Raw genomic sequence first — 20144 nt, 5'->3', positions numbered from 1 at the left:
AGACGCTTGTATCAATAAAGATATTTACAGACTAATTTCTTTACAAACAAATAACTTTAATCCGCAAATTGCCTCAGTTCACAGTATCTTTATTCAGGTTGAGAGGCTGATGCGTAAACCACGAACTCGACCAGCATCTCTTCTCTTGCTAACCCTGCAACGACGACCGCAGCACGGTTTGGATAAGGTGCATTGAAGTATTCTCCGTATACGCTATTTACCGTTTTTAGATATTCACGGTCTGTCACGTAAATCAGAACTTGCAGCACTGAATCCATAGATTCGCCTGCACACTCCAACGTATGAACAAGGTTGTTAAAAGTCTGACGCGTTTGCGCTTCGATACCGCCTTCTACTACTGCGCCAGTTTCATCAATTGGAATCTGCGCTGTGTATAGAGTGCCGTTATTAACGATTGCCCACTCTAGTGGTGCTTTTGAAGCAAAAAGCTCGGTTTTTACTGGGTGTTTTTTAGTTTGTGCGTTCACGATTCCATCCAACTTTGTAACAACTATGTTTCAAGATGGTTAAATACTGCACCTTGACGACTGATAAATCTAACGGTAAATTTTGTGCATTTGATAAATAAAATCTATCACCTTTAAAAAAGTAAGGTATAGCAAGGCCTAGAGAAGGATTCCTGTCATGAGTATTAAGCTACAACAGTTAAAACATTTTGTTTTAGTGGTCGAAGAAGGCGGATTTAGAGCGGCATCTCACCGAGCAAATCGCTCGCAAGCGGCACTTTCAACATCGATAAAAGAGCTAGAAAAAATTCTCGGCCAACCACTGTTTGAAACGGGCAACAAATCGACGCTGACACCTTTTGGCGAAATATGTTTACCGAAAATCATTCAATTCTTAAATGTTTACAAGGCATTAGATAACGACCTCCGTGCTGCAGCAGCTGGCCAACAAGGGCGAGTTCGAATAGCGAGTGTCCCTTCAGTGGCCGCAAAACTAATCCCTAGTGTTTTAGGGGCTTTTTGTGAACAGTACCCGAATGTTGAGGTAAGCTTAATTGATGATAACGCGGCGGGTGTAGAAGCAAGATTACTGTCTGGAGAGGTAGATGTTGCCCTCGGAAATAGCTCCCATTTAGAAGAAGAAAGCATCGACTTCACGCCTTTACTTTCCGACCCTATTGGTGTGGTCTGCCTCAAAGACAACCCTATCGCCTCTCAACGAGAGGGAATAGAATGGCAAACTTTGTTAAAACAACCCTTCATTCGCAACGGGACTTGTACCCTACTTGACCCAACACCTGCACGAATGCTCAGTGAACAAGCTTTGTATTCAGTCGAGAACATTACTTCGTTGTTTTCGGTGTTAGAGCTCGGGATAGGCGTGACCACGCTACCTAAACTGGCTTTCCCAACCAATGAAACCCGCTTGGTGTGGATTCCGTTGATTGACCCGCCTTTACAGCGTCAAATCGGTATTTTCAGATTGTCTGATCGTACGATCTCGCCACAAGCGCAGGCTTTTCATGACTTATGTATTCAATATTTAAGTTATGAAGACTAATAGAGGAACATGATTGAGTTTGTTTGCTTAAAAGCGGTTATTAGAGCAACACATCAAGAAATTCCAGCTCGAATCTCCAGACTTTGGCCTTTCTATCTTGGGCTTAGTGCCCTAACCTTCAGATTTTTGCCCTATCTTCAGCTCCTTACATCCATGTGAGGAGCTGAATTTCTTCCGTCATATTCATCTTAAACGCCTATTTTTCCGTTTCGAATCGCCAGAAAGACGTTAAGAATGAAGTCGTGACAAACTATTTTGAAAAATAATCACTTCCAGATAGAGAACGCCGTATAGATAAATCACTCAATGCACGAAGGCTTTCATCGCTGATTAAAACTGGCTTTATCCACTTGTAAATTTGCACGCAATAATCAACTTATAAATGACGCTAAGTGTTTGAATATACGTAATTGATAAGATCATAACTTGCCAAATTGCTATCTAAAACTTTTGCACAAAAACGCCCCTTTTCGCTGAAAATAAAGCATTTAAAATTTTCATGAATAAAGTTATACAACTATTACTTTCATAAATGAAAAACATTAATTTCAAAAATGGAATTATTGATGTCGATTTTTGTCGTTTTGATCACATAATTTTAGGCGTAGTTTATATTTTGTCGAAACGATAGCGAATTAGTTTTTATCGTTTAATTTCGTCAGGAGATATAAAGCCAGAAAGATTATTTCTTTGTTAACAAGTAAAGGTTTATTAACAAGTCAAATTGCTATTAACAAGTAAGTGCTAGTAACAAAACATATTCAAACTGTGTTTTATATTAACTTACACTGTTAAATATAGGGTTTTATTATGAGGCTTAATGGGATAAGTAGCGACATCCTTGTTGCTGCTAAAAGAGTTATTCTCTGCCAAATAGTATTAGCCGTCGGTGTAGTTTTATATGAAGTGTTTTTTGGTAATAAAGTAGATATGGAGTCTTCAGCTTTGGGTGTCGTAATCGCGATGTTACCACCGCTGTTTGGTTTTATATATGCAAGCCTAAAGGTGCACAAGAATCCTAATTATAGTTTACGTGACTTAATGCAAATGAGTCGTGTCGTGAAAATAACCTATACGTTCTTAATGTTTATCTTGGCATTCCAGTTTTTTAAATTGGATAACCCCGTAATATTATACGCGTACATTTTCACAATGATTGGGTACTTCTTAACACCATTTATTACTGCCTCTACAAGATCGGAGTACGTGTAGTATGGATCAAGTCACTACCGCTCACGAATACATAGAGCATCACTTAACCTTCTTAACTACAGGTGATGGTTTCTGGGCGTTCAACATTGACTCAATGTTGGTATCTTGGATTACGGGTTTATTGTTTATTGGAGCTTTTCGATATGTAGTGACCAAGGGCACTAGCGGTGTTCCAGGTCGTTTTCAATGTTTTATCGAGCTTATCTTTGATTTCGTTAACAACCTAGTCAAAGAGATTTTTCAAGCGGAGGATAAATTAATAGGGCCACTGGCATTAACCACTTTTGTTTGGGTGTTGTTAATGAATGCAGTCGACCTATTACCAATTGATTTAATACCAGGGTTAACTCGTGTAATGGGTTTAGAACACTTTAGAGATCTACCGACAGCGGATGTAAATGTCCCAATGTCGATGGCACTCGGTGTGTTTATTCTACTGTTAACTTATACGTTAAAAAATAAAGTTTTGAAAGGCTTTATCAAAGAGCTCACTACTCAGCCATTTGATAACCCTCTTTTATATCCTGTTAACTTCGTTCTTGAATTAATAACATTAATTTCAAAACCAATATCACTAGGCTTACGATTATTCGGAAATATGTATGCAGGCGAGATGATATTCATCCTTATCGCACTAATGCCTTGGTGGATGCAATGGGCACTTAGTGTTCCATGGGCCTTATTCCACATATTAATCGTATTCTTGCAAGCATTTATATTTATGGTACTGACCGTTGTTTATTTAGCAATGGCAACAGAAGAACACCATTAATTAATAACTAAAAATTAACTAACAAATTATTTATCGGAGATACAAATGGATATCGTAAGCGCAGTTTTATATGTAGCAGGTGCATTACTGATCGGTTTAGGTGCAGCGGGTGCAGCATCTGGTATTGGTAACTTAGCAGGTAAATACCTTGAAGGTGTTGCTCGTCAACCAGACCTTACTCCAATGCTTCGTACTCAATTCTTCATCATGATGGGCCTTGTGGATGCTGTACCGATGATCGGTGTTGGTATCGGTCTATACATCATCTTTGCCGTTGCTTAATTAAAAGCTTTGAAAAGATCGATTTGTAAATAATCAAGATTTAGTGAGGAAGGTATGAATTTAAATGCCAGCATGTTTGGTCAAGCAATCTCATTCGTGATTTTTGTTTGGCTATGCATGAAATATGTATGGCCCCCTCTCACCGCGATGTTAGACGAGCGCCAAAAAGAAATCGCTGATGGTTTACGCCACTCAGAGAATGCAGCGAAAGAGTTAGAACTAGCAAAATCAAATGGCGCACAACTCGTCGCAGATGCGAAAAAAAATGTGACCGAACTGATTGAGCAAGGCAAAAAACGCCGCAACGAAATCATCACCTTAGCTCACCAAGAAGGTGAGCAAGAAAAAGCGCGCATCTTAGAGCAAGGTAGAGCTGAGCTAGAAGGTGAACGTCAAAAGTTACGCCGTGAACTTCAGGCGGATATGGCAGACGCTGTTATTCAAAGTGCACAGAAATTGATCAGCAAAAACCTAGATTCTGAAACGAACCGAGCGTTAGTTGATCAAATGATAAGCGAACTCTAAACGGAGGCAATATGTCAGATTACACCAATATTGCTCATCCCTACGCTAAAGCATCGTTCGACTTTGCTTTAGGTGAAAACAAGTTACAAGAGTGGCACGAAATGCTGTCCATTCTTGTGACGGTAGCGGAAGAAGAAACGATTGCTAAGCAGATTTCATCAGCAGAAGGTGTTCACACACAGCAATCTGAAGAACTGGTCAATCTCATCATTCACGTTTGCCAAGGACTTGTTGATGACCACGTCATTAATCTCATTAAAGTCTTGGCTGAGAATGGCCGTCTTGCAGTGATCAGAGACTTGTTTAACTTGTTCAGCGACCTAAAGGACGAACATGAACGTGTAATCCCTGTCACTGTCACCAGTTCAGAATTGCTTACACAAGATCAAGTTACATCACTCACTGCTGCACTTGAGAAGAAATTAGAGCGTCAGGTTGAAATGGAACAGGTTATTGATGACTCGCTGGTTGGCGGGATCGTCATCAAGGCGGGTGAAACCGTCATCGATGGTTCTTTGAACACATCAATTAGCCGATTAGCCCATCAACTTCACGCGAGATAGGTAACAATTATGCAATTAAATTCAAATGAAATCAGCGATCTAATCAAAGATCGCATCTCGAAGTTTAATGTGAGCACCGAAGCTCGCAACGAAGGCACCATAGTCTCGGTTCGTGATGGCATCATTACTATTAATGGCCTTGCGGATGTCATGCAGGGTGAGATGATCGAGCTTCCAGGTGGTAAATACGCTCTTGCTCTTAACCTTGATACCCACTCAGTCGGTGCCGTGGTTATGGGGCCCTACACTGACCTTTCTGAAGGTATGAAAGTGAAAGGGACAGGTCGTATCTTAGAAGTACCTGTAGGTAATGGACTGCTTGGCCGTGTAGTGAACACACTAGGTGAGCCAATCGATGGTAAAGGCCCAGTGAGTTGTGACCGACTCGACCCTGTAGAAGTAATTGCACCCGGCGTAATCGAGCGTAAGTCCGTCGACCAGCCAATTCAAACGGGTTATAAAGCCGTTGATACCATGGTGCCTATCGGTCGTGGTCAACGTGAACTTATCATCGGTGACCGTCAGACGGGTAAAACAGCGTTAGCAATCGATGCGATCATCAACCAAAAAGATTCTGGCATCAAATGTGTGTACGTGGCTATTGGCCAGAAAGCCTCTACTATCGCAAACGTTGTTCGTAAACTGGAAGACCACGATGCGCTTAAAAATACCATCGTTGTTGTCGCATCAGCATCAGAATCAGCCGCGCTTCAATACCTAGCACCTTATGCCGGTTGCACCATGGGTGAATACTTCCGTGACCGCGGTGAAGATGCACTGATCATCTATGATGACCTATCAAAACAAGCCGTCGCTTACCGTCAAATATCATTACTACTTAAACGCCCACCGGGTCGTGAAGCCTTCCCTGGCGACGTATTCTACCTCCACTCACGCTTACTAGAACGTGCGGCAAGAGTAAATGCGGAATACGTTGAGAAGTTCACAAACGGTGAAGTGAAAGGCCAAACAGGTTCATTAACCGCGCTTCCTATCATTGAAACTCAAGCGGGTGACGTATCGGCGTTTGTACCAACCAACGTAATCTCGATTACTGATGGTCAGGTTTTCCTACAAACCCAACTATTCAACTCAGGTCTACGTCCTGCTGTTGACCCAGGTATCTCGGTATCTCGTGTGGGTGGTGCAGCACAGTGCAAGATCATCAAGAAACTGTCTGGTGGTATTCGTACATCGTTAGCTCAATACCGTGAGTTAGCGGCATTCGCTCAGTTCTCTTCTGACTTAGACGACATGACGCGCAAACAGCTTGATCATGGTGAACGTGTAACCGAACTGATGAAGCAAAAGCAATACTCGCCGATGTCTGTCGCAGAGCAAGCAACGGTTATCTACGCAGCAGAAAAAGGCTATTTGGCTGACGTAGAGTTGCACAAAGTTGCGCGTTTTGAAGAAGAATTAATTGCTTACGCAAAGGGCCAAAACCCAGAGTTGTTCGACACCATTAACGCTAACGGTGACTACAACGACGAGATCGACAGTGCACTTGCAAAGCTTCTCGGTGACTTTGTAGCGTTGAAAGCTTGGTAAACGCTCCGGTTTGTTGGCTGGAAATCAAAACAAATTAGGAGCAGATGATGGCAAATACTAAAGAAATTCGCACCAAGATAGGCAGTGTTAGTAACACTCAGAAAATCACCAGTGCAATGGAGATGGTTGCGGCAAGTAAGATGCGTAAGGTTCAAGACAATATGACGCTAACACGTCCATATGCCGAGAACATGCGCAAAGTTATCTCTCATGTCGCATCAGGGTCGCTGGAATACCAGCACCCCTACCTTCAACAGCGTGAACCAAAACGCGTTGCTTACATCATTATTTCGTCCGATCGAGGCTTATGTGGTGGCTTGAACTCGAATTTGTTCAAGAAAGTGTTAGAAGAAATGGAGATGTGGCGTACCAAAGGCGTTGAGGTAGAAACGACCCTAATTGGTTCAAAAGCTATCTCATTTTTCCAACGCAGCGGCAATGTTATCGCGCAAACGTCAGGCCTTGGTGACGCGCCTAAATTAGAAGACATTTTAGGTACGGTTAACGCGATGCTAGGGCATTACGACGACGAAAAAATCGACAGCTTGTATCTCGTGTATAACCAGTTCATCAACACCATGGTTCAAGAACCAACGACCTTGCAGTTGCTGCCCCACCCTTCAGATTCTGAGGCCGATGGAGGCGCGAAAAAAGCACGTCGTTGGGACTACATCTACGAACAAGCACCAAGAGACATCCTCTCTGAGCTGTTACATCGATACATTGAATCACAAGTGTATCAAGGCATCGTAGAGAGCATTGCCTGTGAGCAAGCAGCCCGAATGGTGGCCATGAAAGCGGCGACCGATAACGCAGGCCAACTCATTGATGATTTGCAGTTGGTATACAACAAAGCACGACAGGCTGCCATTACCCAAGAACTGAGTGAAATAGTCTCAGGTGCTCAAGCTGTCTAAGTGCAGACAAGAGTGGGTTAAGAATAGAATTTGAGGATTTAGAGATGAGTGTTGGAAAAATAGTTAAAGTTATCGGCGCGGTGGTAGACGTCGAGTTCAGCGGCGGCAACAGCCCACGCGTTTATGATGCATTGAAAGTGACTAGCGAGGAAGCAAGCTCTCTCGTATTGGAAGTTCAGCAACAACTGGGTGGCAGTATCGTTCGTTGTATTGCAATGGGTACGTCAGATGGCTTGCGCCGCGGCCTAACTGTTGAAAACACCGGTTCTCCAATCACCGTTCCTGTGGGCGAAGAAACCTTAGGCCGTATCATGAACGTTCTTGGTCAGCCTATCGATGAATGCGGTGAAATCGGTCAAAAAGAAAGCTACGAAATTCACCGAGAAGCACCCTCTTATGAAGAACAAGCAAACAGCACTGAACTTCTTGAGACCGGCGTTAAGGTTATCGACCTTATTTGTCCGTTCGCAAAGGGCGGTAAAATCGGTCTGTTCGGTGGTGCTGGCGTAGGTAAAACCGTCAACATGATGGAGCTTATCAACAACATCGCCAAAGCACACTCAGGTCTCTCTGTATTTACCGGTGTTGGTGAGCGCACTCGTGAAGGTAACGACTTCTACTACGAGATGAAAGAAGCGGGTGTTCTAGACAAAGTAGCCATGGTTTACGGCCAAATGAACGAGCCACCGGGAAACCGTCTACGTGTAGCATTGACTGGCCTGACTATGGCTGAGCGCTTCCGTGATGAAGGTCGTGACGTACTGTTGTTCATTGATAACATTTACCGTTACACGCTTGCGGGGACTGAGGTGTCAGCACTGTTAGGTCGTATGCCTTCAGCAGTAGGTTACCAACCAACACTCGCTGAAGAGATGGGTGTACTGCAAGAGCGTATCACTTCGACTAGACAAGGCTCTATCACGTCTATCCAAGCGGTATACGTACCTGCCGATGACTTGACTGACCCATCGCCAGCAACAACCTTTGCTCACTTAGATGCGACCGTTGTACTGTCTCGTAACATCGCGGCATTGGGCCTCTACCCTGCAATCGACCCATTGGATTCAACATCTCGCCAATTGGACCCGCTTGTGGTTGGTCAAGAACACTACGACATTGCACAAAAAGTCCAAACAACGCTGCAACGCTACAAAGAGCTAAAAGACATCATCGCGATTCTTGGTATGGATGAGCTGTCTACTGAAGACAAACAAACGGTATCTCGCGCTCGTAAGATTGAACGTTTCTTAACTCAGCCTTACCACGTGGCCGAAGTGTTTACCGGTCAGAAAGGTGTATTTGTACCGTTAAGCGAAACACTAAGAGGCTTTAAAGGCCTGTTAGGCGGCGAATATGACGATATCCCAGAGCAGGCATTCTTGTACTGTGGTTCTATCGACGAAGTGCTTAACAAAGCAAAATCACTCTAAGAGGCAGGTGCACCATGGCTATCGGAATTACAGATAATACATTTCAACTTAATATTGTAAGTGCGGAAGGTACGCTGTTTTCAGGTCCAGCGTATGCCCTAGCCGTTTCTGGCGCTGATGGTGAGCTGGGGATCCGCCCGGGTCACTCCCCGCTTCTCAGTAAAATAAAGCCTGGCGTGACAGTGTTTGTCACAGACCCTAAGTCAGAGGGACAAGTGCTTTATGTTTCTGGCGGGATGCTAGAAGTTCAGCCGGATGTGGTAACGGTGTTAGCCGATACTGCCTTGCACGGCCAAGATATTGACCGCGCTCGCGCAGAAGAAGCGAAATATGCAGCCCTAGAGAATATCAATAAGGGCAATGTAGACATCAACTTTGCACAAGCTCAGCTTGAACTCGCAAAAGCCGTTGCTCAGCTTCGCGCATCAGAACTGACGTCTTCTCGCACTCGACACTGAGAATAAGCGTTATTGGCCGTTAGCTGTGCTAGCAAACAAATACAAAAAAGGCTCACTAACTAGTGAGCCTTTTGATATCTGCGTAACGTAAAACCTAGGTCTAACGTTGCTTGATGTTCAAACGAATAGTTTTAAAAGATTCGTTTTAGAAAAGCAATTTAGAGCTGTACTTTAGAACTATAACTTAGAAGAATTCGATAGAATTACGGCCGCTTTTGTCATCACGTGTTGGCTTTGGCGCATCCGCTTTCTTTTTCGGTTTCTTCTCTTTTTTCTCTTTTTTCTCTTTCTTTGGTTCAGCCGTTGCGCTTAGCATTTCTGCTTTGCTTTTCTTAGATTCTTTCTTCTTAGAATCCTTTTTAGACTGACCTTTCTTCGCCTTGTTCTCTTTTTTAGGCGCTTCTTTCTTTTTCGGCTTTTCTGATTCTTCTTGTACTGGCTGATCACACACCACTACATAGTATTCTTGGTTGAATTCAAAGAAGTCGCCATCGTACATTTTACGACGCTTACGCGTTTCCAGCTCACCATTTACCGCTACGTAGCCTTCAGAGATAATGTGCTTAGCTTCGCCGCCGCCACTCACTAGGTTAGCAATTTTAAACACTTTGTAGAGCTCGATTGGCTGTGATGAAACATCAATACCAATTGCCTCAATTTCAATCTCTTCGCCTTCTTCGCCCAGCTCTTGGCCTTCGTAATCAGCGTCTTCGTAATGTTCTTGGTCCATGGTGACCTCTACCTAAATATGTACTTCTGAAATATTGGGCGCAGTGTAATCGTAAAACCACTAAATGACCATGTTGAATTGTGCTTCAAGCATCGAGTTCACTGGATTAAAGCTATCTTTAACGCCATAAAACAAAAGAAGAGAACTAACATCATTAGCTCTCTTCTTATTTAAACCATAGCTCAGTTACCGCTTGTTAGGTCGCTAAACTATAGATAGTTAAACCATGGCTAGTTGATCCATAGATAGCTCACTCAGGTGCTTTAAAAGAACCACTTCACGCCGACTTCGGCTTTTAGCTCGTAGTCACCTTCTAGCGTAACGCCTGTTGGTAGAGTGACATCTGCAGATGCGTATTGCAGTTTCGTCATTAGCCACTGAGTTCGATCTTCCTTAATAGGAGCGTTCATCATGATGTTGAAAGACGTCGACTCAAGTTCCACTGTATCGCCAGAAACGTTCATGTATTCAGGCCATGCTTGAACAAACGCGCCAGAATCGCCCATTGGAATGGTGGCAAACAGGTTTAGCATGTAGCCGTCTGCCGTCTCACCAAACACTTCACCGATGGTGTAGTTTACGTTTGGAAACAGCATTGCACCGCCGGTATAAGCAGGGTTAATCAAGCCAATAGCACCGACAGACATCAAGGTATTGTCATCCAAACCCAATGCCGAGTTCTTGGTGTGGATGAAGTCCGCCATGAAGCCAACACGTGGCATCAATGAGCTATCAATTGCTGATACTTGGAAATATTGAGCTCGGCTACCAAGGTAGTCAACGCCCATTGAATCTTTGCCAGGCTTAGCATCTGAGTCGCCAAAGTTACCTTCGATAAAGCCACCGAACTGAGTCGTTTCAGTCCATGATCCGGTTAGCATTGAAGACAAACGGATATCAGCGTCAGAAGTAACAAAAAAAGCAGCTTGTGTATAAACACGAGTGAGATCCGATGGATCAATCACTTGGCTTTCTTCTTCATTCGCAAAAGCAGTACCAGACATTGCAGCTAACATTGAAGCGGTCAGTAATAGTTTTTTCATGTGTAAACCTTATTCTCATTGGAGCCATAGCCGCTTCCGTACTCACATGGCTCATGTTTAATAACTTGGTCAGAGAAATACTCCCTGCCTCCATCAATTATTAGACGGTAAAAACAATCTTTAAAATTCATAACGAGGGGTAAAAACCATCAATGAAGCAACAACACACCTTTGCCGTCACTTTATTGAGGCTATGGGTTACTGTTGTTTCGTTTTCAGCTTTTCACGGAGTGTTTGGAAAATGGCATAGAAACCCGGAGTCATCATCGAACCGACCACCAGCACCATCAACATGCCACCCAGTAGTGCCAATCCAGTGGTGTTCTGAGAGATAGCCCCTGCACCATTTGCAAACACCAAAGGCAAGATGCCAAGGATGAATGACCATGACGTCATGTTTACGGCTCTAAAACGCATCTTGCCGCCTTGGATTGCTGCCTCTTCGATGCTTAAACCTTGAGTTTCACGCTTCAGCTTTGAGAACTCGACCATCAGAATCGCGTTCTTAGCTGCAAGGGAAATCAATAGAATCAAGCCAATTTGACCGTAGATAGACAAGGCCTGCCCACCCGCTAATAGCGCCGCGAAGGTGCCCACAGCAGCGGTTGGAGCCACAATAATGATCGCAGCAGGCAGAGCCCATGATTCATACTGAGCTACAAGGAACAAGTAGATGAATACCAGAGCTAAAACCAGAGCGATTTGAGCCGTGTTCCCAGCCAATTTCTCTTGATAAGCCATGTTCGTCCACTCATAGGTGTAACCCTGAGTGAGAACTTCCTCGGCGATACGCTCCATTGCGTCAATCGCCTCACCAGATGAGTAACCTGGAGCTGGATTTAGCTGTAAACGTGCCGCAGGTAACATGTTGTAGCTTGTAACTAGGTCAGGTTCTAATGTCGGTTCAATCGTTGCGACAGCAGACAGCGGAACTTGTTCGCCAAGCGCCGACGGGACATGTATGCGTAGCACATCAGATAGATCATTTCGTTGTTCCCCTTTAGCTTGAACAAAAACTCGGTAGCTTCTTCCGTTTAGGGCAAAGTCATTAACATATGAAGACGCCAGATGTGTCGCCATCGCATCGTTAATTGCACTGAGTGGTACGCCTAACTGACGCGCTTTCTCGCGATCAATTTCGACGTTGTAATGTGGAACATTGGCACGATAAGTCGTCATCGCATTGGTGATTTCTGGCGCTTGATTGGCCGCTGCCATCATCGCGTAAGTCACTTGCGCGAGTTCTTGAGCAGTGCGGCCAGACGTGTCTTGCACCATAAACTCAAGTGCATCACCGATACCAATACCTGGAATAGGCGGTAGACCCATAGCGATGCTCATCGACTTATCAATGCCATACAATTGCATGTTGATACGCTGGGCAACCGCAGCTTGTGTATGGTCGCCATCCATTGCAAGACGCTCATCCCAGTCTTTCAAATTAACAAACATGGTCGCTGAGTTAGCGGCAACACCACCGGTCAGAGCATTAAAGCCAATCGCACCTGCGAAATCTTCAATTGCTGGGTCTTGGTTTAATACCGCTTCAGCTTGACGGATCAAGTCATGAGTACGCTCTTTCGATGCGTTATCAGGCAAGAACATTGCGAGCGCCAACACGCCTTTGTCTTCAGCTGGAACAAATGCCGTCGGTAGCTTGTCATTCATCGTCACCATCGCAGCAATAGCCACTGCGAACGAAACTAAAAGCACTGCTGATTTGCGCACAATAAAGAGACTGCTTTGCCATACGCGTCTGTTACTTTGTCGAACATTGCATTGAATGCCACAAACCACTTAGCAGGTTTAGGGTTGCGCTTCATAACCATTGCACATAGTGCAGGTGACAAAGTGAGTGCATTGATAGCCGATAGCACCAAAGCGATACAGATGGTGATAGAGAACTGAGCAAACATCAGCCCCGTGATACCTGGCAGCAATGCCACAGGAATAAACACCGCAAGCATGACCAATGTTGACGCGACAATCGGGCCGGTGACTTCTTTCATCGCTCGATTGGTGGCTTCTTTGGCATCAATGGTTTGGTTTTCATTGAGAATGCGTTCTACGTTCTCAACCACCAAAATGGCATTGTCCACCACGATACCAATCGCCAGAATCAAGCCAAATAAGGTGACGGTATTGATACTAAAGCCACCCAATTGCATGAAAGCAAAAGTACCAATCAAAGACACAGGAATCGCAATCACAGGTGCAAGTGTTGTTCTAACGTTACCTAAGAACAGGTAAGTCACTGCAATCACAAGCCCGACAGCAACAATTAAGGTTTCGACGATACTGCGAATAGACGCTTCAACCGATAAGGTGGTGTCATATGGGATCGCGTAAGTCATACCGGCAGGCATGATGCTTTCGATGTCTTCCAATACCGATTTAACCGCAGCACCTGTTTCCAAAGCATTGGCATCTGGGTTAGCCTGCATTGCGACTAGAGCAGCATCTCCGCCATTGTAGGTTGCGTAGGCATCATAGAATTGGCTGCCAATCTCTACGTTAGATACATCTTTCAGATAGATTTGATTGCCGTCTGCTAAGGTTTTTACAATGATTTGTTCAAACTCTTCTGCACTCGACAGTCGACCTTGAGTGATCAAGTTAAACTGCAATGCGGCATTTTCACGACTTGGACCTTGGCCAATTCGCCCTGCAGGCACTACTGCATTTTGTTCACGAATGGCGTTCTTCACATCAAACGTTGTCACACCTAATGACGCCATGCGGTCCATATCAAGCCACACGCGCATGCCATAGGTCGCACCAATCAAATCGCTGCTCGCCAAGCCAGAGATACGAGCGATACGCTCCATGAAGTTTGCTTCAACCCAGCTGTTAAGCTCTAGCTCTGACATCGATTGATCTTCAGAGTAGAAAGCAATCGCGAGCAAGTCATCCGGCGCGGCTTTACGAATACGCACACCACGAGCACGAACTTCAAACGGCAACATGTTTTCAGCAACGGCAACGCGGTTAGATACGTTGACCATCGCCATATCGGCATCAACACTGTTATCAAAGGTAATGTTTAAGAAGTAACGGCCATCGTTGGTTGAACGCGACTGCATGTAAACCATGCCATCAACACCGTTCACTTCCTCTTCGATTGGATTACCAATCACCTCTTTTACAGTTTCAGCACTGGCACCCGGCATGAACGCGACGACACGAACTTGCGGAGGCGTCACGCTTGGGTACTCTGAAATCGGCATGGTTTTAATCGCAATCAAACCAATCAAGGTCAGGAAGATCGAGATAACAAACGCAAATTTCGGTCGGTCGATAAAAAATTTACTGATCATAATCTATTACTCCGCAACTGAAACAGGAGCACCAGGACGAATACGTTGCAGTCCGCCAACAATCACTGGTTCACCGGCGTCCAAGCCATTTGCGACGAAAACATCTTGTCCAATTCGATCACCTACAACGACATCACGACGTACCGCGTTGCCTTCTTCGATGGTAAGTACATATTGAGCGAGCTGATCTTGATGGATCGCTTTATGAGGAATTTGCACGCCGCTTAATGGTTCTGCACTCGTCAGCCCAACACGAACAAATTGATTTGGCAGCAGACCCGCTTCGCTGTTATCAAAAGAGGCAGAAATCGTCACCGTACCGCTGGCTGCATTCACTTTGTTATCAACAAAAGCGATGTTGCCTTGGTAGTCCGTCAATTGACCATCACGCTCAAGCAATACTGATGTTGCTTGCTTACCTTGAAGCTGATATTGACTCAGTTCGCTTTCTTTAATCGAGAAGGTCGCATCGATCGGATCCATCTTGATCAGGTCAATCAATGGGCCAAAGTTAGGTCCTACCATGTCACCGATAGAGAAGTTACTTTTCCCTAACTGACCTGAGTACGGTGCTTTAACTTGGGTTTGGTCTAAGTTATCTTGCTGAACTCTTACGTTTGCTCGCGCAGACACCACTCGAGATCTCGCCATCTCTAGCTCCGCAATACTCAAATCGAGCTGCGACTGTGAAATACCGCCCGACTTCAACATCTGAGTGGTTCTTTCATGGTTTAGCTGAGTCAAGCTCAGTGCCGATTGCGCTTCAGATAAGGTTGCTTTTGCCGCGTCAAATGCCGCTTGGTATGACGTTGGGTCAATTTCAAAAAGCACAGCGCCCGCTTCGACAAAGGCACCGTCATCAAAGAGTTTATTTAACAAGAAACCACTGGTTCTTGGTGTCAGTTGAGCAGACTCAACCGCCTCCATTCTTCCTATATGGTATTGGATTGGCGAATGTGCCATTTCCTCGGCAAGCACCACCGTTACCGGTGTACTTGGTACCGGAGCAGCTGTTTGCTCCGTAGGTTGTGAATTACCACCACAGCCTGCAAGTAAGATACTTGCGGTTAATAACGTTATTATTTTTTTCATCGTGTGTTCTCTACAAATACGTCGATACATTGAGTGACCGCATCCTGATTCAATCTGAGGTTTAATCTCAGGTGCCATCACATTTGATCTATTTTCTATTCGGCGTTGACGCCATGATTTCGAGCGAGCGCTTTAACCCGCTTTTCGACTAGCGTTTCAAACCAGCGTTAATCGCACTGATGTCTTCAGGTAAAAGCTCACCACCTAAGAACTTGAGCTGCAGTGACACCAAAATGAAATCAATTTGCGCTTCAGTCAGGTCTTGCTTCGCCGCATAAAGCTGACGAGTTCCGTTCAGCACATCGACAATCGTTCTGCTGCCAATTTCAAAACCTTGTTGAGTCGCAACAAGTGAGCGTTCAGCAGAATGAACAGAGTTGGCATAGGCTTGCTGAGCACTAATAAGGGCATTGAGGTCTTTTTCTGCACCGCGGATTTGACGCGTCACGCTTCTCCAAGATTGCTCTTGAAGCTGAAGGGCTTGTTGGTATTGAACTTTGGCTTGTTGTACTTCGTTGCTGGTTGCCCCGCCTCGGTAGACAGGCAAGGTCATTGCTACACCTGCAAACACGGTTGAGTTATCATCAATGCTATTAAACTGCTGCTTTGACTGACCCATCTCGGTTCTACGAATCTCGCTCGCAAACGTATAACGGTACTCAGCAACCAAGCCTAACGACGGTTGATGCCCAGCTTGCGCTAATTCAATCTGCTGCTTGCTTAGCTCAACCAGCTGTTTCTGAATTTGCATCTCAGGGTTAAATTGTTGCGCTTTTTCCTGCCATGTCAGCGCATTTTCTGGCGTTGGGATATTGGCGTCGTAACGGTCAGTATTCAGTGGATAAACCGACGTAAACTCATTGCCAGACAGCTCGTAAAGCGCGTCCAATGATTTCTCAACTTCGTTTTCAGCCACAATCACCGATGCAGAAACCAAATCGAACTGAGCGCGCGTATCAATCACGTCATTTTCCGGAATCATCCCCAATGAAAATTGACGTTCGGTTTGCTTAAGTTGCTCTTCGATCGCTTCTTGTGTCGCTTTGGTTTGCTTTAAGGACTCTTGCGCTTTAAGGGCATTGAAATAACCCACCGCGACTTGGTGTGAGACTTGGCTGAGCTCAACCTGTTGATTACTTAGCTCATTTGCCGCGTTCAGTTTCGCGTTATAAAGATTTTGCCCAACAGAAATAGACGCCTGTGCCGCGTTGGTGTCTATCTCGTTGAGTGTGGTGTAGCTGTTTCGAAGCACACCATACGCAAGGTTTGCATCAACCTGAGGTAAATACGCGGCACCTACTTTGTCTGCACCATAAGTAGCACTATCAATGGCTAGTGCTGCACTTTTTAACGCAGGGTTATTGTCGAGAGACTGCTGATACAGATCGCTTAAGCTGACACTTTCAGCCAATGCTCCGTAGCTCGTTAATGCTCCGGCCACCAGCACAGCTAACGCCGAGATCTTCATAGAAGATCTCGGCGTTCTGCGATTAACGGCAACCGTACTTGGAAGCATTGAAGTTTGTTTTTTCATGGAATGACCCACCAACACATCAAATGGATGAACGGACTTGCGCCCTTTTGAGTCAAGTTTTGCGATTTAGGGGGTTGAGCTGTAGCGCCGTCGGAATCAAACTTGTTCTAAGTCATGATTTGCTGGCAAATACCGAGGGTTTTGTGTCGGGTTCCACATAGAAATTGGATTTAATTAATTACTTATTAAATAGATTTAAATCAAAATTAGTCATAGCACCCACTGATAGAATCACCTCATTATCTATTCACTGAGTTAATCTCGTAAATGTCCGATTTGATTTGCACTCGTGGCTACATCACTTGGTTTCACCTAGAAAACGGGTTTGGTTTTGCTAAACCTGATCACGGTGATATTGATGTACTCATTCACATCAGTGTCATTGAATTTGATGGTGAAATTAACTTAGAGGAAGGTCAGCGAGTTTATATGGAGCTTGAGAAAGTAAAAGATAAGCCTCACTGGAATGCCGTCAAAGTGCTACCTCTGGCAAAACCATTCTCTGTATTAGAGCCAGTATGATGAATACTCATCAACGAGGTCGTCCTACGCTGTCGCCAGTTGTGAAGCTTGCTAAACACGTTGTAAAAGACTATCGAGATTACGTGAGCCTTAACCTTCGTTACCAAGCTCAGTTTCGTCAACACTACCCAGACCACAACGCAGAGCAGTTGGCTCTCATTAACGCCGACATCATCAGCGCCTCCGAGGAGTATAAGATTTGGAGCAGCATTGATAACCTAATGCTGTCTGCGCAACGTCATTCTGATCCGATCCAGCAATGGCAAAGCATTCAAGAGAAGGTATTAGGTAATGTGCTGCAACTTATTAGCCTGTACCAGCTTCGGATTAGATCGCTTCCGGCGCAGCCAAGGTCAATACTTTTGTGTGATTTCGCGGATCAGCTTTGGCTCCATGAGCAGGCTGTCACGCAAAAAGGAATCTCACAAAAGCGAATCTCTCAAACAGTAATCTCGCAAACGTTAGTTTCGCAAACAGTGGCCTCTTGGCTCGAAAGTACATTAGTTAAGGCGACTGGCTTTCAACAAGATGATTGGTTCTATACCGTCACTGAAAGCTTCAAATCAAGCATCAGAGAGCTTAACGGAGCTTTATTGAATGGTTCAGAAAGTCTCAATCATTTCTGGAGTGACGACACTTCGTTTGTGCTTGAGCGCATCAAGCATCAACGAAAGATCATTCGCTTACTGATGCTGCATATTATTGACAACAAAATAGATTCATTGCTGCTAAGGCAAGCACAAAGCAGCGCGGGCAGACCAGCACTCCCCTTGCCTGTGCAATTAATGCGACAAGAGCAAGCGCTTCAAGATACGTACCTCGAATACAGAAAGGTGTGTCATGCACACAACCAAGCAGCATTAAGCATCGAAACACTGGCCGCCAAGGCGCTCGAAAAAAACAGCAAAGCAACAACCCAAACAAAAGCCGGTAGAAAACCGATGAGCGAACTGCAAAAACTCGTCAATCAGAGCCTAGTATTAGAAGATCAGATACTGTGCCAAGAACATCAGCTTAATGAGCGCACCATCGATTGTTCAAAATTAAAATCTAACCAAAGTAGCGATGTTGAAAGTGGCTCGGCCATAGATAAACCCGTTAAGAGAGGACGCCCCACACTCTCGCCTCAAGACCAAATAGCTCGATTAAAAGCCAAACTCGACAACATAAATCAAGCCATTGAACAGTTGAAATCAAATACTAAGTCAGCAAACGCTGATACGATAGAGAGAAATATTTTGCAGTATCAAAGCCTTTGGCTGACCAATAAAATAGCGCACGCTGATCGCATATTGGCGAAACAAGAGAGTCCACTTGAGCTTGCTCGGCGTCGCAAGTGGGCTCAAAAGTTACTGACGATACGATCCACCTTAAGTAAGATTTAGACTTAACCTTGAGTGAGCCACGATGAGTTTCTACCTATTAAATCAAAATCTGCTTTATAACAGTCAAAGTGGAAAGCTGCTAAACCTGACGTCTTTGCAAGAGACGCAACTGCGTTCCAATGAGTGGAAATTGCTATCACTTTTCATTGAACATTCAGGTTCTGACCTCACATCAGCGTTTATTCTTGAGGCCATTTGGGAAAGTACGCGTGCAAAGTCGAGTGTCGCCACCGCGGTAAAAAACTTGCGTGCCCAACTGGGAGATTCGAGCGAACAACCAAAGTTCATCCAAACTCAAGTGATGAAGGGCTACGCCTACATCGGAGAAACTCAAGCGCTCACTGAAACAGAATACCAATCATTGATTGCTCGCCACGCTTCGTTATGGTCAAAAACAGCAAACTGGGTTCAATATAACAAAACCTTTTTTATTCATAATCTTATCCGGACAGTTTGCGTTCTATTTATCGGCTGGAACTTAGTCGGCTTATACCACAATGGCGCATTCAGTCGCCTAATCGCAGAGCCGACCATCGCGCCACCTATCCCGATGTTAATCCATCAAAACGCTGAGACGCCAAGTGATCAAGACATTCAAATCTGCCAATCGCTACTGATTGAAGCTCAACAGAGTGCACTCTTCGATACTTTACCCTTTCATCGAGAAAGCTCTGCCCCGTCACTGCCGAGATTGTATTGGCGAGATCACAATAAGGAGGTGCTTGTATGTCATCTATCACCACTAAAATAATCACAAGCGGTTTCATTATTGTGGCGCTGATGTCTTACGTCATCAAAGACATCTACATTTCTCAATACAGCCCAGAATCGGTGTTTGTCGATCAGTATTGGTCGTATGAGCACAGAAGATACCCAGGTCAATTTGGTTACTTGGCTCAGTTATGGGATATACGCGTCGTCGAGACGGAGTCTGAGGTCCTCATGACTAAAGACAAGTCTTATCACGCCATGCACTTCAATTTTTTCGCCCCATCAGGTTCCGTTGCTCAGGTGACAGTGAAGTTCGACACTGAGTGGCAACGCTTTGAAAACAACCATATCCAGTTTGATGTGATTGCAGACTCAATTCGTTTAGAAGAAGCATCAAGGAAAATTGATCAAGAAAAATTCCACGCATTCTCAAGAGATATAATCCTCCGTATGTTCTCAACGCCAAGAAAAATCATCTCTGTATCGTCACATGAAATCATCACTGAATTGCCGTATATAGGTTTGGTAAGGCAGATAAAAATAGACACACCGCATTTGCTTGAAGCGCGTTAA

Annotated in this window: 19 protein-coding genes and 1 pseudogene; 14 read left to right on the top strand and 6 right to left on the bottom strand. The window is 44.6% G+C overall.

Features of this window, described 5'->3' with window-relative positions; all coding sequences use genetic code 11:
• Window positions 1-89: 89 nt before the first annotated feature.
• The gene (locus ACED60_RS00510) at window positions 90-488 is read right to left on the bottom strand and encodes a RidA family protein (protein WP_004730412.1); all 399 of its coding nucleotides are present in this window, start codon (window positions 486-488) and stop codon (window positions 90-92) included.
• A gap of 157 nt (window positions 489-645) precedes the next feature.
• Between ACED60_RS00510 and ACED60_RS00505 the strand changes: the two genes are divergently transcribed.
• The 10 genes from ACED60_RS00505 (at window position 646) to ACED60_RS00460 (ending at window position 9237) form a co-directional block, all read left to right on the top strand.
• Window positions 646-1527 carry a LysR family transcriptional regulator gene (locus ACED60_RS00505; protein ID WP_017099346.1) on the top strand — a complete coding sequence of 294 codons (882 nt, stop codon included), beginning with the start codon at window positions 646-648 and terminating at the stop codon, window positions 1525-1527.
• Window positions 1528-2337: 810 nt separating this feature from the next.
• Window positions 2338-2739, top strand: coding sequence for a hypothetical protein (locus ACED60_RS00500; RefSeq protein ID WP_017098977.1), 402 nt, complete (start codon window positions 2338-2340; stop codon window positions 2737-2739).
• A gap of 1 nt (window position 2740) precedes the next feature.
• The gene (atpB, locus tag ACED60_RS00495) at window positions 2741-3511 is read left to right on the top strand and encodes a F0F1 ATP synthase subunit A (protein ID WP_371726643.1); all 771 of its coding nucleotides are present in this window, start codon (window positions 2741-2743) and stop codon (window positions 3509-3511) included.
• A gap of 45 nt (window positions 3512-3556) precedes the next feature.
• Window positions 3557-3793, top strand: coding sequence for a F0F1 ATP synthase subunit C (atpE, locus tag ACED60_RS00490; protein WP_004730405.1), 237 nt, complete (start codon window positions 3557-3559; stop codon window positions 3791-3793).
• 54 nt (window positions 3794-3847) lie between these two features.
• Window positions 3848-4318, top strand: coding sequence for a F0F1 ATP synthase subunit B (locus tag ACED60_RS00485; RefSeq protein WP_004730401.1), 471 nt, complete (start codon window positions 3848-3850; stop codon window positions 4316-4318).
• A gap of 11 nt (window positions 4319-4329) precedes the next feature.
• Window positions 4330-4881: a F0F1 ATP synthase subunit delta gene (locus tag ACED60_RS00480; RefSeq protein WP_371726641.1), complete on the top strand. Its 552-nt coding sequence runs from the start codon at window positions 4330-4332 to the stop codon at window positions 4879-4881.
• A 9-nt stretch (window positions 4882-4890) separates the two neighbouring features.
• Window positions 4891-6432 carry a F0F1 ATP synthase subunit alpha gene (atpA, locus tag ACED60_RS00475; RefSeq protein ID WP_016794807.1) on the top strand — a complete coding sequence of 514 codons (1542 nt, stop codon included), beginning with the start codon at window positions 4891-4893 and terminating at the stop codon, window positions 6430-6432.
• A 47-nt stretch (window positions 6433-6479) separates the two neighbouring features.
• Complete coding sequence (gene atpG / locus ACED60_RS00470; protein ID WP_012600781.1) at window positions 6480-7349, top strand: F0F1 ATP synthase subunit gamma; 870 nt, start codon at window positions 6480-6482, stop codon at window positions 7347-7349.
• 44 nt (window positions 7350-7393) lie between these two features.
• Window positions 7394-8779: a F0F1 ATP synthase subunit beta gene (gene atpD / locus ACED60_RS00465; protein ID WP_004730394.1), complete on the top strand. Its 1386-nt coding sequence runs from the start codon at window positions 7394-7396 to the stop codon at window positions 8777-8779.
• 14 nt (window positions 8780-8793) lie between these two features.
• On the top strand, window positions 8794-9237 hold the full coding sequence (locus ACED60_RS00460) for a F0F1 ATP synthase subunit epsilon (protein ID WP_004730391.1): 444 nt from the start codon (window positions 8794-8796) through the stop codon (window positions 9235-9237).
• A 184-nt stretch (window positions 9238-9421) separates the two neighbouring features.
• Here the strand turns inward: ACED60_RS00460 and ACED60_RS00455 are convergent, their stop codons facing one another.
• From ACED60_RS00455 to ACED60_RS00435, 5 genes and pseudogenes are all read right to left on the bottom strand, one after another.
• Window positions 9422-9967: an RNA-binding S4 domain-containing protein gene (locus tag ACED60_RS00455; protein WP_371726639.1), complete on the bottom strand. Its 546-nt coding sequence runs from the start codon at window positions 9965-9967 to the stop codon at window positions 9422-9424.
• 263 nt (window positions 9968-10230) lie between these two features.
• On the bottom strand, window positions 10231-11010 hold the full coding sequence (locus ACED60_RS00450; RefSeq protein ID WP_012600785.1) for a hypothetical protein: 780 nt from the start codon (window positions 11008-11010) through the stop codon (window positions 10231-10233).
• A gap of 198 nt (window positions 11011-11208) precedes the next feature.
• Window positions 11209-14327 (bottom strand): annotated as a pseudogene (locus ACED60_RS00445) (efflux RND transporter permease subunit).
• A 6-nt stretch (window positions 14328-14333) separates the two neighbouring features.
• Window positions 14334-15419 carry an efflux RND transporter periplasmic adaptor subunit gene (locus tag ACED60_RS00440; protein WP_371726637.1) on the bottom strand — a complete coding sequence of 362 codons (1086 nt, stop codon included), beginning with the start codon at window positions 15417-15419 and terminating at the stop codon, window positions 14334-14336.
• A gap of 148 nt (window positions 15420-15567) precedes the next feature.
• Window positions 15568-16953 carry a TolC family outer membrane protein gene (locus ACED60_RS00435; protein ID WP_371726636.1) on the bottom strand — a complete coding sequence of 462 codons (1386 nt, stop codon included), beginning with the start codon at window positions 16951-16953 and terminating at the stop codon, window positions 15568-15570.
• Between the two features lie 267 nt (window positions 16954-17220).
• Here ACED60_RS00435 and ACED60_RS00430 point away from each other — a divergent pair, with 267 nt between their 5' ends.
• The 4 genes from ACED60_RS00430 to ACED60_RS00415 are packed head-to-tail and all read left to right on the top strand — an operon-like array spanning window position 17221 to window position 20144.
• Window positions 17221-17475, top strand: coding sequence for a cold shock domain-containing protein (locus tag ACED60_RS00430; protein WP_122047081.1), 255 nt, complete (start codon window positions 17221-17223; stop codon window positions 17473-17475).
• Window positions 17472-18860 carry a hypothetical protein gene (locus tag ACED60_RS00425; RefSeq protein WP_371726635.1) on the top strand — a complete coding sequence of 463 codons (1389 nt, stop codon included), beginning with the start codon at window positions 17472-17474 and terminating at the stop codon, window positions 18858-18860. Before ACED60_RS00430 ends, ACED60_RS00425 begins: the two co-directional genes overlap by 4 nt.
• Before the next feature lie 22 nt (window positions 18861-18882).
• The gene (locus ACED60_RS00420; RefSeq protein ID WP_371726634.1) at window positions 18883-19611 is read left to right on the top strand and encodes a transcriptional regulator; all 729 of its coding nucleotides are present in this window, start codon (window positions 18883-18885) and stop codon (window positions 19609-19611) included.
• Window positions 19587-20144, top strand: a complete 558-nt coding sequence (locus tag ACED60_RS00415; protein WP_371726633.1) for a hypothetical protein — start codon at window positions 19587-19589, stop codon at window positions 20142-20144. The genes ACED60_RS00420 and ACED60_RS00415 overlap by 25 nt, the downstream gene beginning before the upstream one ends.

It is taken from the genome of Vibrio sp. 1F279 (assembly GCF_041439815.1).
Classification (GTDB): Bacteria; Pseudomonadota; Gammaproteobacteria; order Enterobacterales; family Vibrionaceae; genus Vibrio; species Vibrio tasmaniensis_A.
Note: the sequence above shows the minus strand (reverse complement) of the source record. Positions and strands in the feature narration are given on the sequence as shown.

What these genes read in the sequence shown, in the direction of transcription:
- ACED60_RS00505 (WP_017099346.1), top strand. Translation starts at nt 646, where the DNA reads ATGAGTATTAAGCTACAACAGTTAAAACATTTTGTTTTAGTGGTCGAA.
- ACED60_RS00500 (WP_017098977.1), top strand. Translation starts at nt 2,338, where the DNA reads ATGAGGCTTAATGGGATAAGTAGCGACATCCTTGTTGCTGCTAAAAGA.
- atpB (WP_371726643.1), top strand. Translation starts at nt 2,741, where the DNA reads ATGGATCAAGTCACTACCGCTCACGAATACATAGAGCATCACTTAACC.
- atpE (WP_004730405.1), top strand. Translation starts at nt 3,557, where the DNA reads ATGGATATCGTAAGCGCAGTTTTATATGTAGCAGGTGCATTACTGATC.
- ACED60_RS00485 (WP_004730401.1), top strand. Translation starts at nt 3,848, where the DNA reads ATGAATTTAAATGCCAGCATGTTTGGTCAAGCAATCTCATTCGTGATT.
- ACED60_RS00480 (WP_371726641.1), top strand. Translation starts at nt 4,330, where the DNA reads ATGTCAGATTACACCAATATTGCTCATCCCTACGCTAAAGCATCGTTC.
- atpA (WP_016794807.1), top strand. Translation starts at nt 4,891, where the DNA reads ATGCAATTAAATTCAAATGAAATCAGCGATCTAATCAAAGATCGCATC.
- atpG (WP_012600781.1), top strand. Translation starts at nt 6,480, where the DNA reads ATGGCAAATACTAAAGAAATTCGCACCAAGATAGGCAGTGTTAGTAAC.
- atpD (WP_004730394.1), top strand. Translation starts at nt 7,394, where the DNA reads ATGAGTGTTGGAAAAATAGTTAAAGTTATCGGCGCGGTGGTAGACGTC.
- ACED60_RS00460 (WP_004730391.1), top strand. Translation starts at nt 8,794, where the DNA reads ATGGCTATCGGAATTACAGATAATACATTTCAACTTAATATTGTAAGT.
- ACED60_RS00455 (WP_371726639.1), bottom strand. Translation starts at nt 9,967, where the DNA reads ATGGACCAAGAACATTACGAAGACGCTGATTACGAAGGCCAAGAGCTG.
- ACED60_RS00450 (WP_012600785.1), bottom strand. Translation starts at nt 11,010, where the DNA reads ATGAAAAAACTATTACTGACCGCTTCAATGTTAGCTGCAATGTCTGGT.
- ACED60_RS00440 (WP_371726637.1), bottom strand. Translation starts at nt 15,419, where the DNA reads ATGAAAAAAATAATAACGTTATTAACCGCAAGTATCTTACTTGCAGGC.
- ACED60_RS00435 (WP_371726636.1), bottom strand. Translation starts at nt 16,953, where the DNA reads ATGAAAAAACAAACTTCAATGCTTCCAAGTACGGTTGCCGTTAATCGC.
- ACED60_RS00430 (WP_122047081.1), top strand. Translation starts at nt 17,221, where the DNA reads ATGTCCGATTTGATTTGCACTCGTGGCTACATCACTTGGTTTCACCTA.
- ACED60_RS00425 (WP_371726635.1), top strand. Translation starts at nt 17,472, where the DNA reads ATGATGAATACTCATCAACGAGGTCGTCCTACGCTGTCGCCAGTTGTG.
- ACED60_RS00420 (WP_371726634.1), top strand. Translation starts at nt 18,883, where the DNA reads ATGAGTTTCTACCTATTAAATCAAAATCTGCTTTATAACAGTCAAAGT.
- ACED60_RS00415 (WP_371726633.1), top strand. Translation starts at nt 19,587, where the DNA reads ATGTCATCTATCACCACTAAAATAATCACAAGCGGTTTCATTATTGTG.